Source organism: Amycolatopsis sp. WAC 04169, assembly GCF_003947535.1.
Lineage (GTDB): Bacteria > Actinomycetota > Actinomycetes > Mycobacteriales > Pseudonocardiaceae > Amycolatopsis > Amycolatopsis keratiniphila.
On record NZ_QHJI01000005.1, the window covers coordinates 203,449 to 218,547 of the forward strand.

The 15,099-nt window shown below is 68.6% G+C and carries 14 protein-coding genes; 6 read left to right on the forward strand and 8 right to left on the reverse strand.

The features are described from left to right. Positions 1-74 precede the first annotated feature (74 nt). Complete coding sequence (locus DMC61_RS13670) at positions 75-542, reverse strand: NUDIX domain-containing protein (protein ID WP_125689601.1); 468 nt, start codon at positions 540-542, stop codon at positions 75-77. 142 nt (positions 543-684) lie between these two features. Between DMC61_RS13670 and DMC61_RS13675 the strand changes: the two genes are divergently transcribed. Both DMC61_RS13675 and DMC61_RS13680 read left to right on the forward strand, forming a co-directional pair. Then, a complete protein-coding gene (locus tag DMC61_RS13675; protein WP_125689602.1) occupies positions 685-1,122 on the forward strand; it encodes a DoxX family protein in 438 nt (145 codons plus the stop codon). 196 nt (positions 1,123-1,318) lie between these two features. Beyond that, complete coding sequence (locus DMC61_RS13680; protein ID WP_016336738.1) at positions 1,319-1,744, forward strand: DoxX family protein; 426 nt, start codon at positions 1,319-1,321, stop codon at positions 1,742-1,744. A gap of 79 nt (positions 1,745-1,823) precedes the next feature. On the opposite strand, the gene DMC61_RS13685 is transcribed toward DMC61_RS13680, so the two are convergent. The 6 genes from DMC61_RS13685 to DMC61_RS13710 all read right to left on the reverse strand — a co-directional run bounded on the left by DMC61_RS13685 (position 1,824) and on the right by DMC61_RS13710 (position 7,835). Continuing rightward, complete coding sequence (locus DMC61_RS13685) at positions 1,824-2,429, reverse strand: ATP/GTP-binding protein (RefSeq protein WP_026466899.1); 606 nt, start codon at positions 2,427-2,429, stop codon at positions 1,824-1,826. Beyond that, on the reverse strand, positions 2,410-2,781 hold the full coding sequence (locus DMC61_RS13690) for a DUF742 domain-containing protein (RefSeq protein ID WP_016336739.1): 372 nt from the start codon (positions 2,779-2,781) through the stop codon (positions 2,410-2,412). The genes DMC61_RS13685 and DMC61_RS13690 overlap by 20 nt, the downstream gene beginning before the upstream one ends. Next, complete coding sequence (locus DMC61_RS13695) at positions 2,778-3,188, reverse strand: roadblock/LC7 domain-containing protein (protein ID WP_016336740.1); 411 nt, start codon at positions 3,186-3,188, stop codon at positions 2,778-2,780. Before DMC61_RS13695 ends, DMC61_RS13690 begins: the two co-directional genes overlap by 4 nt. Then, positions 3,189-5,696, reverse strand: a complete 2,508-nt coding sequence (locus DMC61_RS13700; protein WP_125689603.1) for a nitrate- and nitrite sensing domain-containing protein — start codon at positions 5,694-5,696, stop codon at positions 3,189-3,191. A 373-nt stretch (positions 5,697-6,069) separates the two neighbouring features. Further along, positions 6,070-6,420, reverse strand: coding sequence for a hypothetical protein (locus DMC61_RS13705; protein ID WP_125689604.1), 351 nt, complete (start codon positions 6,418-6,420; stop codon positions 6,070-6,072). A 230-nt stretch (positions 6,421-6,650) separates the two neighbouring features. Then, positions 6,651-7,835 carry a kynureninase gene (locus DMC61_RS13710; RefSeq protein ID WP_125689605.1) on the reverse strand — a complete coding sequence of 395 codons (1,185 nt, stop codon included), beginning with the start codon at positions 7,833-7,835 and terminating at the stop codon, positions 6,651-6,653. Positions 7,836-7,988: 153 nt separating this feature from the next. On the opposite strand from DMC61_RS13710, the gene DMC61_RS13715 reads away from it, so the two are divergent. Continuing rightward, positions 7,989-9,854, forward strand: coding sequence for a long-chain fatty acid--CoA ligase (locus DMC61_RS13715; protein ID WP_125689606.1), 1,866 nt, complete (start codon positions 7,989-7,991; stop codon positions 9,852-9,854). Between the two features lie 123 nt (positions 9,855-9,977). After that, positions 9,978-10,634 (forward strand): maleylpyruvate isomerase N-terminal domain-containing protein, encoded by a 657-nt coding sequence (locus tag DMC61_RS13720; protein WP_125689607.1) that lies wholly within the window; start codon positions 9,978-9,980, stop codon positions 10,632-10,634. Between the two features lie 153 nt (positions 10,635-10,787). Here DMC61_RS13720 and DMC61_RS13725 read toward each other — a convergent pair whose 3' ends face one another. Then, the gene (locus tag DMC61_RS13725) at positions 10,788-11,681 is read right to left on the reverse strand and encodes an SDR family NAD(P)-dependent oxidoreductase (RefSeq protein ID WP_037342529.1); all 894 of its coding nucleotides are present in this window, start codon (positions 11,679-11,681) and stop codon (positions 10,788-10,790) included. Between the two features lie 371 nt (positions 11,682-12,052). Here DMC61_RS13725 and DMC61_RS13730 point away from each other — a divergent pair, with 371 nt between their 5' ends. Together DMC61_RS13730 and DMC61_RS13740 are read left to right on the forward strand one after the other, a co-directional pair. Then, entirely contained in the window at positions 12,053-13,267 is a 1,215-nt protein-coding gene (locus tag DMC61_RS13730; protein WP_125689608.1) for an MFS transporter, read from the forward strand. Positions 13,268-13,653: 386 nt separating this feature from the next. Beyond that, positions 13,654-15,090 (forward strand): GGDEF domain-containing protein, encoded by a 1,437-nt coding sequence (locus tag DMC61_RS13740; RefSeq protein WP_125689610.1) that lies wholly within the window; start codon positions 13,654-13,656, stop codon positions 15,088-15,090. The last annotated feature ends 9 nt before the right edge of the window (positions 15,091-15,099 follow it).

The following is a 15,099-nucleotide window of genomic DNA, read 5'->3' on the forward strand; positions in this document are numbered from 1 at the left end:
GGTGTTCCGCCGCTGATCACGTGAGTTACGCCTTCGATCACGCGAGTGCCGGGTCCGCCCCGGCCCACAGGTGCTCAGCCGTCGAGCAGGTCGCCCAGCCGGACGAGGAACGGGCGCTGGCCCTTGAGCAACTTCTCCTCGGCTTCGGCGAGCCCGAACCAGGCGACCCTGTCGACCTCCGGGAACTCCTGCGTCCGGCCCGACCGCGGCGGCCACTCCATCTCGAAGACGCCCGGCACGACCTGAGCCGGGTCGAAGTCGCCCTCCACCGCCCAGACCGTCACGACCTTGCCGCCGGACTGCTTCACCTCGCCGAGCGGCAGGTACTCCCCCTCCGGCGCCGGCAGCCCCAGCTCCTCCTGGAACTCGCGCCGCGCCGCGGCCTCCGGCGTCTCGTCCGGTTCGTACTCGCCCTTGGGCACCGACCAGCCGCCCGCGTCCTTCTTCGCCCAGAACGGCCCGCCCATATGCCCGAGAAGCACCTCGGTCGTCTCGCCCGACCTGCGGAAGAGCAGGATCCCGGCACTCGTCTTACCCGCCATGCCGTCCAGTCTGGCCTTGCTCCGAACGGGTGATGTGACCGGCCCGCGAAAAAAGTTTCCGCGTGGATGTCGATTCGCGTCGAGGCCGTCCGACGCGTTGTCAGAAGCCGCCCCGGCAGACACTCCCGGAAGGACCGGAACCATGACGCAGACCACCGCCCCCGCCAAGACCACCGCCACCACCCCGCGTGCCGCCAAGGCACAGGGCGCGATCCAGTCCGCCGTCCGGATCGTCGTCTCGTTCCTCTTCCTCTGCCACGGTTTGCAGGGATTCGGATTCTTCGGCGGCGTCGACGGCGCGGGCGGTTCGGTCGAGCTCGGTTCCTGGCCCGGCTGGTACGGCAGCGTGATCGAGCTCGTCGGCGCCGCGTTCGTCCTGGTCGGCCTGTTCACCCGGCCGGTCGCGGTACTCCTCTCCGGCGTCATGGCCTACGCCTACTTCACCGTGCACGCGCCGGAAGGCCTGCTGCCGCTGCAGAACATGGGCGAGCTGTCGACCCTCTACTGCTGGATCTTCCTGCTGATCGCCGCGATCGGCCCGGGCACCTACGCCCTCGACACCCTGCGCCGCCGCCGCTGAACGGGAATCGCGAGGCCCCTTTCCTGGATTCATTCCAGGAAAGGGGCCTTTTTATCGCGTACCTGTCGATTCGCTGTCAATAAATACGGGCATAACATGGAATTACCCCCCGAAAGAAAGTTCCCTGCCGACGGGGGTATCCGGCATCCTCTGTCCTATCAATGGTTTAGACCACCTTGAGCCGGAAGGATGCGTCATGACCCAGACAGCCGCCGCCACGACCACGGAGATCGGCCCGGCCGCTCCCAAGTGGCAGGGACTGGCCCTCTCAGTGGTCCGCGTCGTGGTCTCGTTCCTCTTCCTCTGCCACGGTCTGCAGAAGATGGGACTCTTCGACAAGCCCGCCGTCCCGTTCGCCACCTGGCCGGGCTGGTACGCCGGGGTGATCGAAACGGTCGGTTCGCTGCTCGTCCTGGCGGGGCTGTTCACCCGCCCGGTCGCGGTGCTTCTCTCGGGCACGATGGCGTACGCGTACTTCGTCGTACACCAGCCCGACGCGCTGCTGCCGTTGCAGAACAAGGGCGAGACGGCCGCGCTGTACTCCTGGATCTTCCTGCTGTTCGCGGTGGTGGGTCCGGGCACCTACGCGCTGGACACGTGGCGCCGCCGCCGCAAGTCCTGAACCCCCGCAGATGCCAGGAACGGTCCTTTCCTTGCAAATTTCGCAAGGAAAGGACCGTTCCTAGCACTCCAAAGGGGCGTCAGCGGCCCTGTGGCAACCCGGCCGCCAGGTCCGAAAGCGCCAGCACGTGCTCCATCAGCACCGTCAGCACCTGCTTCGTCGACTCGCGTTCCCGCGCGTCGCACAGCAGCAGCGGGACGTCCATGCCGACGTCGAGCGCCTGCCGGACCTCCTCGGTGCCGTAGCGGTACGCGTTGTCGAAGCAGTTGACGGCGACGACGAACGGCAGGCCGCGGCGCTCGAAGAAGTCGACGGCCGCGAAGCAGCTGTCGAGCCGCCGGGTGTCGGCGAGCACGACGGCGCCGAGCGCGCCTTCGGCCAGCTCGTCCCACATGAACCAGAACCGGTCCTGACCGGGCGTGCCGAACAGGTACAGGATCAGCTCGGGGTTGATGGTGATGCGGCCGAAGTCGAGGGCCACCGTGGTGGTCGTCTTCTTCTCGACACCGGTGAGGTCGTCGACGCCCTCGGACGCCGCGGTGATGACCTCCTCGGTGCGCAGCGGGGGAACCTCGCTGACCGAACCGACCATCGTGGTCTTACCGACCCCGAACCCGCCGGCGATGAGGACCTTGACCGCGTTCGCGGTCAAGGATCGCCGGGGCTCAGAGTTTCCGGATGCCATCAAGAACCGCCTGGAGTACGTGTTTGTTGGGGGTGTCGGTGACCGGGGTCGCGGTGCGGAACAGCACGAGGTTCTGCTCGATGAGGTCGCTCAGCAGCACCTTCACCACCGGCAACGGCAGATCGATGCGCGCGGCGACCTCCGCGACGGACGTCGGTCTCTGGCACAGGTTGAGGATCCGCCCGTACTCCGGTTCGAAGCCCGCGACCTCGTGCGAGGAGCGCATGGCGACCACCAGGGTGATCAGGTCGAGGCCGAGCGTGTCCGAGCGGGTGCGCCCGCCCGTGACGGCGTACGACCGGACCAGCGGCCCGGCCTCCTCCTCGAACCACGACTCGTGCCGCCCGCTCATGGCGAAGTGGGAGTCGCGGCGCGGGGCGCCGAGGTGAGCACCGCGCCGACCCGCTTGACCATCAGGTTCATCTCGTAGGCCACGAGGCCCATGTCCGCGTCCTCCTTCGCCAGCAGCGCGAGGCACGCGCCGCGGCCCGCCGCGGTGACGAACAGGAAGGCGTGGTCCATCTCGACCATGGTCTGGCGGACGTTGCCGCCGCCGAAGTGCCGTCCCGTGCCCCGCGCGAGGCTCTGGAACGCCGACGCGACCGCGGACAGGTGCTCGCCGTCCTGCTCCGACAGGTTCCCGGACCGTCCGATGAGCAGGCCGTCGGAGGACAGGACTACCGCCCTGTCGGCACCGGCGACGCGCTTGACCAGGTCATCCAGCAACCAGTCGAGTTCACTGACTCCCGCGTTGGCCATCTAGTCACGATCTCCGTACATGTCGAGGTCGGTGTAGTCGTCGGTCGGTTCGGTGTCCCGCGCGCGGCGCGTGCCCTGCTGGAACGCGGCGAGCCGGTTCCTGGCCAGCTCGGGGGTGTCCTCGCGGACCTCCTCGCGCTGGGCGGCGGGCCGGTCCTCCATCAGCTGGGGGACCAGGTTCGCCTGGCGGCGGCGCTGCGGCAGCGGTGGCCTGCCGGGCGCCTCGGGGCCGGGCCGCCGGGTCTGCGGCGGACGGCCGTCCTGGGGCCGGGTGTCGGCGGGCGGCCACGCCGGCGGCTGCACCGGCTGCGGACGGGCCTCGGCACGCGCGGGTTCCGGGCGGATCGGCTCGGGGCGCGGCGTCTCCGGCCGGGGCACGCGCGGCGGGCGCGGGGGCAGCGGCGGCAACGCGCCTCCAGGCTGCTCCGGCCCCTGCTGCGCCTGCGGCTGGGGCTGCGGCGCGACCGGCATGGGCACGGGCAGCTCGGGCCGCTCCGCGGGGAACTCGGTGCGGTGGCGGGCACGGCGGCCCGGAAGCAGCGGCGCGGCCTCCGGCACCTCGGTGCTCTCGGGGTCCACCTCGTCCTCCGGCTCATCAGACGGGACCGGCGCGAGCAGGTCGGTGCGGACGAGCACGATGGCCCTGGTGCCGCCGTACGCGGATTCGCGCAGGTGCACGGAGATCCCGTGCCGTGCGGCGAGGCGCGCGACCACGAACAGGCCCAGCCGTGGCTCGGCTGACAAGGCCATGATGCCGAAGTCCGGCGGATCGGCCAACATCGCGTTCAGCTCGGCGGCCTGCTCGGCCTCGATACCGAGGCCCTGGTCCTCGACCTCGATCACGACACCCTTGCCGACCACGTTGCCCCGCAGCTCGACGCGCGACTGCGGCGGCGAGAAGGAGGTCGCGTTGTCGATCAGCTCCGCGAGCAGGTGCACGAGGTCGCCGACGACCGGGCCCTGCACCGCCATCGCGGGCATCTTCGCCGTCTTCACCCTGGCGAAGTCCTCGGTCTCGGCCGAGGCGCCGCGGGTCAGCTCGGCGAGCGTCACCGGCTTGCGCCACTGACGGCCGGGCTGGCCGCCACCGAGGATGATCAGGTTCTCGGCGTTGCGGCGGGCGCGGGTGGAGAGGTGGTCCAGCTGGAAGAGCGTGTCCAGCTGCTCCGGGTCCTCCTGCTTGCGCTCGGCCTGGTCGAGCACCTTGAGCTGGCGGTGCACGATGACCTGGCTGCGGTGCGCGATGTTGAGGAACACCGTCTTGGTGCCCTCACGGGTCCTCGCCTCTTCGACGGCGGCCGCGATGGCGGTCTGCTGCGCCTTGTTGAAGGCCTCGGCGACCTGGCCGATCTCGTCGTCGCCGTGGTCGAGGAAGTGACCCTTGTCGTCGAGGTCGACGGGTTCGCCCGCCCGCACGCGGTCCACCAGTTCCGGCAGCCGGATCTCGGCGACGTCGAGGGTGTCCTCGCGCAGCCGGGCCAGCCGTCCGATGAGCCGGTTCGACAGCCGCAGGGCGATGACGAACACGCCGATCGCCACCAGCAGCGCGACGGCCGCGGCGATGGCCGACGTGATCAGCGTCCGGTCGGCGTCGTCGACCGCCTGCGTCGTGGCCGTACCACTCTGCTCGACGAAGCCGCGCATCATCGCGTCGCTGACGCCGCGCGCGGCCTGAAGCCACGTTTGCTCGGGGATGGGGAGCGTGGCCTTGCTGTTCTGCAGGAAGGTGTTCTCGACCGTGTTGACGGCCTTCCACGGATCACTCGCGACGAGCTGGTCGAACTTCGCCTTGACGTCCGGGAGCATCCGCGAGACCGAAGACTCCAGCTGCGAACGGTAGGAACCGACCTCCGTGACGTACGCGCGGTAGGTCTCGTCGGTGAAGCCGCCACCCGCGACGGCCGCGGCGGCGAGGGCGTTCGCGCGCTGCATCTGGTCGATCGCGGTGAACAGCGGGACCGCGGTGATCCGCTGATACGCGTTCTCGGCGTTCGGCGCGTCCTGCGCCAGCCCGGTGAGACCGTCGACGAACTGGTCGAGGATCTGGTTGTAGAAGGTGAAGGCGTCCAGCAGCGGGAGCTGACCGGAGTCGGCCGACTGCCGGATCTGCGGCATCTTCTGCAGGAGCCCGTTCAGCGTGGCGATGTTGCGCTGCACGCTGTCGGGTGAGTCCCCGACGAACTTCTGCAGATGCGCGGCGACACCCTGGGCGGCGGCGTCGGTCTTGGCGCGCTGCTCGGTGAGCGTGGCGTGCTGCGACCGGTCGCCGGCGAGCTCGCGCAGCGCCAGGCGCCGCTCTTCCTGTACTTGGACGAAGAAGGGGAGGGAAGGGGCTTCCGAGTCACGGATCCGCTGCGCGTAGTCACGGCCGTTGACCGCGTCGAAGATCAGGTACCCGCCGATCGCCAGACCGACCAGCATCAGCGCGATGCTCGGAATGAGCGCGATCGTCAGAACGCGCGAACGAATCGAAGAGCCGCGGCCTCGTCGAAGGGAAATCTGCTTCACCGTGGTCCGTTTTCCTTCCGGCAGTTATTGGTGTCGGGTCGCCGGGGATCTCATACCCGCGGGATCCGATAGCCGGATCAACACAGCGTGGTCCGCTCCGCCCGCGAAGACGCTAGGAGACCCAAACGGGTGAGTCAAGTCCGGACGCGAAGGGTAGTCGCATATGGCCGTGACCTGCTGACAAGAGGCGACCGGACCCGGAAAGTCCACCACGTGGGACAGGGCACCCGGCTAAGTGACTCACCAGTAGATCACCTGGCGGTTTAGCGCAGGCAGCGGCTTGATCGACGCTCTTCCGACACGATCGAGTCACTCCTCGTAACGCCCGCGCCTTGGCCGAAAAGTCGACGAAAACTACTCGCCGTGACGTCGCTCACGCTTTCGGATCAGGGCTCCACATACCGTTCGGTTTGCGAACGACATCACCGCGGAGGAACGCCGTCGTAACACCCTTCGCGCCACGGAATCGAGAATTACCGACGCCTATCACCGGGGAATCGGCGAAATGATCTTCCTCGGCGCGGCCGAGCTCGTCGTCGATGAGCGCCTCGACCCGTCCGGACGCGTCCCGCAGCATCCGGACGCCCGCCCAGCACAGCGTCGCGACCCCGCAGATCAGGATCGCGACGAGAACCGTCTCCATCGGGTACCGGGAGCCGAATTCGTTGAGCAGAAAACCGGAGGCGACACCGAAAACGGCGACGACGACATAGGCGAACGACACGATCCCCTCCTTCTCCAGGCGCCGTGGCCCGCGCCTCGCCGGTGAGACGGGTGGCGCGGGTTTTCCTTACGCCACAGGGGAAGGATCTACGTCACACTCGCGGCGAGAGCGAATGACGAGCCTAACAGCGAATTCGCGGAGGATCTCCGGATCTCCCCCGCCGGGGCGAGGCGATCACCTATTTGCCACCCATTTCCGAATACGGTTCACCATTTTCGCCACACCGGGTATCACTCCGCCCGCAGCTCCCGAAGCGTCGTGACGGCGCGGAGCACCTCGCCGTACGTGGTGTAGAGCGGCGCGAGCCCGAACCTGAGCACGTTGGGCGGGCGGAAGTCGCCGATCACCCCGCGGTCGATCAAAGTCGCCATCGTCTTGGCCGCGTCGTCGTCGAGTACCGAGATCTGGTGCCCGCGGTCCCGGCCGCGCGGGGTCGGGATCTTCGCGCCGTCGAGGAGCTCGTCCGCGCACCGGAAGAGGAAGTCGCCGAGCGCGAGGCCCTTCTCCCGCAGCAGTCCGCGATCCACGCCGTCCCAGACATCGAGGGCGGCGTCGAGCGCGAGCAGCGAAAGGATGTCGGGCGTGCCCGCGCGGCCGCGCGCGATACTCGCGTGCGCCTCGTACGCTCCCCGCATCGCGAACGGGTCGCGGTCGCCGGCCCAGCCCGCCAGCGGCTGGTCGAACCGGTCCAGCCATTTCGCCGCCACGTAAAGGAAAGCGGGCGATCCGGGGCCGCCGTTGAGGAACTTGTAGGTGCAGCCGACGGCGAGGTCGACGCCCGCCGCGTCCAACTCGACCGGCAGCGCGCCGACGCTGTGGCAGAGGTCCCACAGCGCCAGTGCCCCGGCGCGATGCAGTGCCGCGGTCAGCGCGCCCATGTCGTGCGCGCGGCCGGTGACGTAGTCGACGTGGTTGATCAGCGCGACGGCCGTCCGCTCGCTCGCCTGGGCCGGCATGTCCTCGGCGACGACGCGGCGCACCGTGTGCCCGGTCAGCCGGGCGACCTCGTCGGCGATGTAGCCGTCGGTCGGGAAGGTGTCGGCGTCGACGAGGATCTCGTCCCGGCCGGGCCGGAGCCGGGTGGCGGCGACCAGCGCCTTGAACAGGTCGACACTCGTCGAGTCCGCCACGACGACCTGACCCGGCGCGGCGCCCACCAGCGGCGCGATCCGCTCGCCGACCCGCACCGGCGCCTCCCACCAGCCCTCCGACCAGGACCGGATGAGCCGTCCGCCCCACTGTTCACGGACGACCGCGGCGAGCCGTCCGGCCACGTGTTTCGGCGGGGCCCCCAGCGAGTTGCCGTCGAAATAGGCGACATCGGTGTCGAGGTCGAATTCGTTTCGCTTGTGCGCCAACGGATCGGCCGCGTCCAGCGCCGCGGCCTCGGCTACGAGGTCAGTCACGGCCACCATCGTCGGCGAGGGCGTTCCGGAAGTCCATGACTGACGCGGTGAAAACGGAAAGGTGGACATTTCGCGTAGCGCAACCGTGGCCGCGATTCTCTATCCAGTGCTGCCGACAGCCCTTACAGTGTGCCTGATCAGGCAGCATCGAGGAGGCCAGCGTTGACCACCCAGCCGACCGTCGCCGAGCAGATCGAAGGCCAGACCATCCCCGCCCTGCTTCACCGCAACGCCCAGGAGTTCGGTGACCTGCCGGCGGTGACGTCACTCGACATCGAGGGCAAACCGACCCTGACCTGGGCCGAATTCCGCACCGCCATCGCGGAGGTGTCCCGCGGGCTCGCCGGGCTCGGGCTCGGCGTCCGCGACCGGATGCTGATCATGGCGCCGAGCAGCCCGGAACACCTGATCGCCGACCTCGCCGCCGCCCATCTCGGCGCGATCCCCTGCACCGCGTACGCGACGCTGAGCCCGGAGCAGATCGGGTTCGTCGCCCGGCACAGCGCCGCCGGCGTCGTCGTCCTCGCCGGCGCAGACGAACTCGGCCGCTGGTCCCAGGTCCTCGACGAACTGCCCGCGCTGCGGCACATCGTGCTGCTCGACGCGTCCGTGATTCCCCAGGACGACAAGCGATTCCTGTCCTTCGCCGAGCTCCGCGCGGCGGGCGCCGAAGCGCACGCGGCCGACCCGGAGGCGTTCGAGACGGCGTGGTCCGCGATCACCCCCGACGACCCGCTGTCGATGATCTACACCTCCGGCACCACCGGCGACCCCAAGGGTGTCGTGCTGTCGCACCGCAACGCGATCTACCAGGCCGTCGCCGTCCAGAAGCTGCACGACTCCCCGATGCACGCCACGAACATCGCGTACCTGCCGCTCGCGCATATCGCCGAACGCGAACTGTCGATCTACATGCCGATCGTGTGGGCCGGGCACGTGCACACCGTCGCCGACCCGACGGGCGTCGTCGGCGCGCTGGGCCAGGTGCACCCGAAGAGCTTCTTCGGTGTCCCGCGCGTGTGGGAAAAGATGGTGGCGGGCTTGAAGAACCTGCTCGGCTCGCTGCCGGAGGAGAAGCGGAACGGCCTGATCGGCGCGAACGAACTGCTGCAGCAGGGCTACAAACTCCGCAGTGACGGCAAGGAGGTGCCGCCGGAGCTCGCGGAGAAGATCGCGCAGACCGACGCGGCCGCGCTCGCGCCGGTGCGGGCGATGCTGGGCCTCGACCAGATCGAGGTCGCCTCCAGCGGCGCCGCCGCGCTGCCGGTGGAGATCCTGTACTTCATCGCCGGGCTCGGCGTTGAGATCCAGGAGGTCTGGGGGCTGTCCGAGACCACCGGCGCGGTCACGTCGAACACGCCGACGGCGTTCAAGGCCGGTTCGGTCGGCCGCCCGCTGGAAGGCATCGAGGTGAAGGTCGCCGAAGACGGCGAGCTCCTCGTCCGCGGCGCGATCGTGTTCCTCGGCTACCTGCAGGCGGACGGCACGATCAAACCGGACGTCGACGCCGACGGCTGGCTCGCCACCGGCGACATCGGGACGATCGACGAACGCGGCTTCGTCACGATCACCGACCGCAAGAAGGAACTGATCATCACCTCGAGCGGCAAGAACATCGCCCCGACGAAGATCGAAGGGCTGCTCAAGGAGCACCCGCTGATCGGGCAGGCCGTCGCGATCGGCGAGAAACGGCCGTACGTCACGGCGCTGATCGTCGTCGACGACGAGATCGCGCCGGGCTGGGCGGCCGCGAACGGCATCCAGCTCGCCGAGGGCGAATCGCTCGCCGACAACGCCGAGGTCCGCGCGGAGATCGAGAAGGCCGTCGAGGCGGCGAACGCGCGGCTGGCCAGGATCGAGCAGATCAAGCGGTACCACGTGATCCCCAAGGCGTGGACACCGGAAAGCGGCGAGGTGACGCCGACCTTGAAGCTGAAGCGGCGGATCATCAACGACCGGTACGCGCCGACCATCGCGGACCTGTACGCGGCCGCCACCCCCGAACCCGCCCCGGCCGCCGGTTCCTGATCCCTCGCGCGTGCCAGGAACGGTCCTTTCCTTGCGAAATTTGCAAGGAAAGGACCGTTCATTGCACGCGGACCGGGCCGAAAGGAGTCGCGACCGGGAAGCGACCGCTGCTAGCTTGCCGCCGTGGATCTCTTTTCCCGATCTTGGGCGGCGCTGCTCGCCGCCGTCGCCGAAACCCCCGACGAAGACTTCGACAAACCGTCCGGCTGCGCCGGCTGGCTGGTGCGGGATCTGGCGTGTCACCTGGTGATCGACGCCCAGGACGTGCTGATCACCCTCGCCACCCCCGCCGACACGGAACCGACGCGCGACGAGGTCACCTATTGGGAGGTGTCCGAGAAGCCGCCCACCGGTGAGGACGACCTCGACGCGCTGATCGTGCGGCTCGCCGCCGCGTACCAGGAACCGCGGCTGCTCAAGTTCCACCTCGACGACGTCGGTTCCGCCGCCGGCCGGGCCGCCACCCTCGCCGACCCGACGGCCCGGGTCGCCACCCGCGACATCGTCCTGACCGCGGGCGACTTCCTTTCCGCGTACGTCCTGGAGTGGACGCTGCACCACCTCGACCTGGTCGCGCACCTCCCGCAGCTCGACGGCCCCGCCCCCGACGCCCTCGCCGAGACTCGCCGGATCATGGAGCGTCGCACCGGGGAGACGTTCCCGGCGTCGTTCTCCGACACCGACGCGCTGCTGGTCGGCACCGGCCGCCGTCAGCCGACGGACGCCGAGAAGGCCACCCTCGGCGACTTGGCCGCGAAGCTGCCCTTCGTCATCGGCTGAACCGGACGTCACGCGTGATCAGACGGACGACACACGTGATCAGAGGGCGAACTCGCGTGATTGGAGACGGAACGCCTCCAATCACGTGAGTGCGCCGCCTGATCACGCGAGTTACGTTCCCAATCACGCGTGTCGTCCGTTTGATCACGTGTGTCAGGCCGTGCGGGTCGACTCGGTCCACTTGCGCAGCCGGGGCGGGACACGCTTTTCGAGGCCGTAGTTCTCCAGGTGCGCGCTGAAGACCTCGTCGAAGGCGCGCTGCACGGTCTCGGTGTCCCACACCGGCCGTTCGAGGATGGGCTGCTTCAGGTACGGCTGGCCCATGACGTGCAGTTGCGGCCCGTTGCAGCGGATCATCTGCCCGGTGATCCCGTCGGATCCGGAGCCGAGCAGGAAGAGCACGACCGGCGCGATCCGCGACGGCGTCCGGTCCGGCGGGCAGGCCCGCAGCGACCGTTCCGACTTCCACACCATCCGGGTGTGCGCGAGCGGGCAGACCGCGTTCACCCGGATCCCGCTCTCCTCCAGGTCGAGCGCCCAGGAGTAGGTCAGCGAAGCGACGGCACCCTTGCTGGCGGCGTACACGCCGAGCTTGCGCTGACCCAGCGACGCACCCGACGAGATGTTGACGATCGAGCCCGGGGTGCCCCGCGAAACCATCGCCTTGATCGCGGCGAGCCCGGTGTACATGACGCCGAGGACGTTCACCTCGACCAGTTCGCGGGCCTGCTCGACGTCGTCCTCCCACGGCAGTGCCTCGTAGTTCAGCCCCGCGTTGTTGACCAGCCCGTCGATCGCACCGAACTCCGCGAGGCAGAGGTCGACGATCTCCTGCGCCTGCTTCGGGTCGGCGACACTGTGCCCGCTGGCGACCGCCCTGCCGCCGAACCGGCGGATGTTCTCCGTCGTCCGTTCGGCCAGTTCGGCGTCGATGTCGTTGACCACGACGGCCCCGCCCGCCCTCGCGACGTGCACCGCGAACGCCTCGCCGAGGCCCCGTCCCGCCCCGGTCACGACGACGGCCTTGTCGTCGAGCAAACCGTTCATCGCCTTCACCCCTTTGACCCAGCCGGCCTCCACCTCCAGGCCGGTCTCTACTCAGTGTTGGCCCATTCGGCCCAACCGGAGCGACGACGGCGGCGAACGGCGGCCCGGCTGCGCCGAGCGAGGGCGGGGCGATAGGCGCGCAGATACCCACGGGCGAGTCAGGCCGTCGTCACCCACCGGTCAGACGGCGTAGCCCGATCGGCCCAACAGGGGAAGGATCGGCCGGTCTTCTGTTCGTCTCCCTGTAGCCGGAGGCATACTGAACGTTGTCCGGCGGGACGGCAACTGTGACTCCCTCGCTGACCACGTAACACGGCAGGCAAGAATGCGAGGAAAGCAAGTTCACCCGATCGGGGGGAGGTGGTCACGCAGTGAAGATGAACGCGGCGCCGCGGATGACCGCCGCCCTGGCGAACCGCGAGTTCCGCGCACTCTGGCTCGCCGAGGTGCAGTCCCTCATCGGGGACCAGCTCACCATCGTCGCGCTGGCGATCCTCGTCTACGACCGGACAGGCTCCGCGTTGCTCTCCGCGGTGGTCTACTCCCTGACCTTCCTGCCCGCGCTGGCCGGCGGCCTCGGCCTCTCCCAGCTGGCCGACCGCTATCCGAGGCGCACCGTCCTCGTCGTCTCGTCCCTGATCCAAGGCGTGCTGATCGCGATCATGGCGATCCCCGGCACCCCGCTCGCCCTGTTGTGCGGGCTGGTGGTGCTGGCGCGGCTCGTGAACGCGCCCGGCAACGCGGCGCAGAACGCGCTCACCCGCGAGGTGTTCACCGACGACGACCTCTACCTCAAGAGCCAGGACATCCGGGGCATCTCCACCAACACCGCGATGCTGCTCGGCCTCGCGGGCGGCGGTCTGCTGGTGTCTCAGGTCGGGGTGAGCTGGGCGCTGGCGCTGGACGCCGCGACGTTCCTGCTGAGCGCGGCCGTCGTCCGCTTCTCCGTCTCCCGGCGGGCGGCGGCGTCCGACGGCACCGGCAGCTGGTTCGGCGCGGTGAAGCAGGTCTTCGGCAACCGCCATCTGCGGGTGCTGATCTGGTTCTCGTGGCTGGTCGGCCTGGCCGTCATCCCCGAAGGGCTGGCCGCGCCGCTCGCCGCGGAGATGGGCGTGGGGAAACAGGCCGTCGGCTGGTTGCTGGCCGCCGATCCGCTGGGATTCGTGATCGGGGCGTTCCTGCTGTCCCGGTTCGTCTCCGCGGAACAACGGCGGAAGCTGCTCGGCGTGCTGGCCGCACTACCGATGGTCGCTCTGATCGGTTTCGCGCTCGAACCGGGGCTGATTCCGGCGTTGCTGCTGCTGGCGGCGGCGGGTGCCGCGGGGGCGTACCTGATCACGGTGAGCGCCACGTTCATCACCTGGGTCCCGAACGAACTCCGGGGCGGTGCGGGTGGGGTGTACCGCACGGGTTTGCGGGTGGCTCAAGGGATAGGGGCGGGACTCGGCGGGCTCGCCGCCGATCGGCTCGGGGCGGCGACCTCGGCCATCGCGCTGGCAGGCGTGGTCGGCCTGCTGCTGGCCGTACTGGTCGCGCTCAGCTGGGGGCACATCAACGGAACCAGTCCGGAACCGTTGCCGTCATGAGGAATCCACAAGGGACACTGCTTCCACGTTCGGCCCTTCGGCACATGGACGAAAAGAAACGACTCTCGATCAGAAGTCACGGCTCGACACTGTCCGACACCTCCCGGCCACCTCGTTGCTGCGAACTAATACCTTGCCCGGGCTCAGAAGTCACGACTGGACACTATCCGTCACCCCTTCCGCGACGCGTCTCGAAAAACATTCAGCAACCAAGATCAGAAATCACGGGACACGATTGCCACCTCCGGTCCGTGTTCGCGGGCACCCTTGCCGGTGTCGGACAACTGTTGCGATGGGATGATACCGGCCGTGGAATACGAACGGTGTATCAGTCGGTACCGGTGAGATTACTCAGCCGTGCCGTCCGGGCGGAAAAGAGGTAGCAATTGCCAGCCGAGACCGGCGACCGTCGCCAGCACGGTGACGGCACCGGCGACCTTGACGACGCAACGGCGACGGCCGCCGCGGACAGCGGTGCACCGGTGACCGAACGCGGGCAGGCAAGCCCGGAAGGTGACCAGGCCGGACCTCCGCGGCGCCATCCCTACGATCCCAGGGCGTGGGCGCTGTGGCAGCGGCCCAAGCGGTTCATCGTGTTCCTTTTCGCGATGGAGGCCATCGGAATCGCGATCATGGTCGTCGCGACGATGAATTCCACGAATCCGGGAAGAATCGACTGGGTCCGTTTCGCCATTCTCGCCGTCGGCGCCACGGCGCATATTCAGCTCACCCAGCGACAAGAGGAAAGGCGGCGCGACCGGAGCCGCACCGTTCTCATCGACCTCACCGCGGTATGGACATTTCCGGCCGCGGTGATCCTGCCGCTTTCACTGACGCTTTCCATCATCGCGATCGTCCGGATCCAGCATTGGTTCATCGCCCGGCGGCCCGCGCACAACTTCGTGTTCTCGTCGGTCACCCACGGCGTTTCGGTGACCCTGGCCTCGCTCACCTTCGCCGCATTCGGACCGCATGAATGGGGAAGGATTTCCGGCTGGGACACCCTCGGCGAGTTCGGTGTCCTGATCGTCGCCGGGATGGTCTTCGAAGCGGTGCAGATCGCCTACATCGGCGGCATCCTCGCGATCGGCTCGCCGAAGCGGCCGTCGATGTCCACCGTGCTCGGCAACGCGGCCGACAACCTGCTGGAGGCCATCACGATCGGCCTCGGCGCGGTCACCGCGGTGCTGCTGTTGATCATGCCGCCGATGGTGATCGTGATGGCCGTGGTGACGGTGGTGTTCAATCGCCTCGCGGAGATCGACCAACTGCAAAACGACGCGCGCACGGACCCGAAAACCGGTGTTCTCAACATGCGCGGATGGTCGGAGTCGGCCGAACGGGCGCTCGGAAGGACTGCCCGATCGGACGACAACCTGGCACTACTGATGATTGATCTCGACCACTTCAAGTGGATTAACGACACATATGGACACCCGGCGGGTGACGACGTCCTCCGCGATGTGGCGCGGAAATTGGACGAGGTCACCCGGCCCGCCGACGTCATCGGCCGGTTCGGCGGCGAGGAATTCCTCGTACTCCTGCCGGATATCGACGAAACGGCGGCCAAACTCGCCGCCGAGCGAGTGCGCAGCGCTATCGCCGAACTGCATATAGTGACTACCGACAAAAGGGGCAGCCGGGTCACCATCTCGGGCCGCACCACCTCGATCGGGGCGGCCTTGTTCCCTCGTCACGGTGAATCGCTGGAGGAACTCCTGCACGCCTCCGACGCCGCCGTCTACGTGGCCAAGGAGAACGGCCGGAACCAGGTGCGCTTCGCCCAGGACGTCGACCGGCCCGCTCCCCCGCCGGTCACCTGATTCAGGGAC

What these genes read in the sequence shown, in the direction of transcription:
- DMC61_RS13710 (WP_125689605.1), bottom strand. Translation starts at nt 7,835, where the DNA reads ATGGTGGCCGTGACTGACCTCGTAGCCGAGGCCGCGGCGCTGGACGCG.
- DMC61_RS13675 (WP_125689602.1), top strand. Translation starts at nt 685, where the DNA reads ATGACGCAGACCACCGCCCCCGCCAAGACCACCGCCACCACCCCGCGT.
- DMC61_RS13695 (WP_016336740.1), bottom strand. Translation starts at nt 3,188, where the DNA reads ATGGCCAACGCGGGAGTCAGTGAACTCGACTGGTTGCTGGATGACCTG.
- DMC61_RS13680 (WP_016336738.1), top strand. Translation starts at nt 1,319, where the DNA reads ATGACCCAGACAGCCGCCGCCACGACCACGGAGATCGGCCCGGCCGCT.
- DMC61_RS13685 (WP_026466899.1), bottom strand. Translation starts at nt 2,429, where the DNA reads ATGGCATCCGGAAACTCTGAGCCCCGGCGATCCTTGACCGCGAACGCG.
- DMC61_RS13725 (WP_037342529.1), bottom strand. Translation starts at nt 11,681, where the DNA reads ATGAACGGTTTGCTCGACGACAAGGCCGTCGTCGTGACCGGGGCGGGA.
- DMC61_RS13670 (WP_125689601.1), bottom strand. Translation starts at nt 542, where the DNA reads ATGGCGGGTAAGACGAGTGCCGGGATCCTGCTCTTCCGCAGGTCGGGC.
- DMC61_RS13690 (WP_016336739.1), bottom strand. Translation starts at nt 2,781, where the DNA reads ATGAGCGGGCGGCACGAGTCGTGGTTCGAGGAGGAGGCCGGGCCGCTG.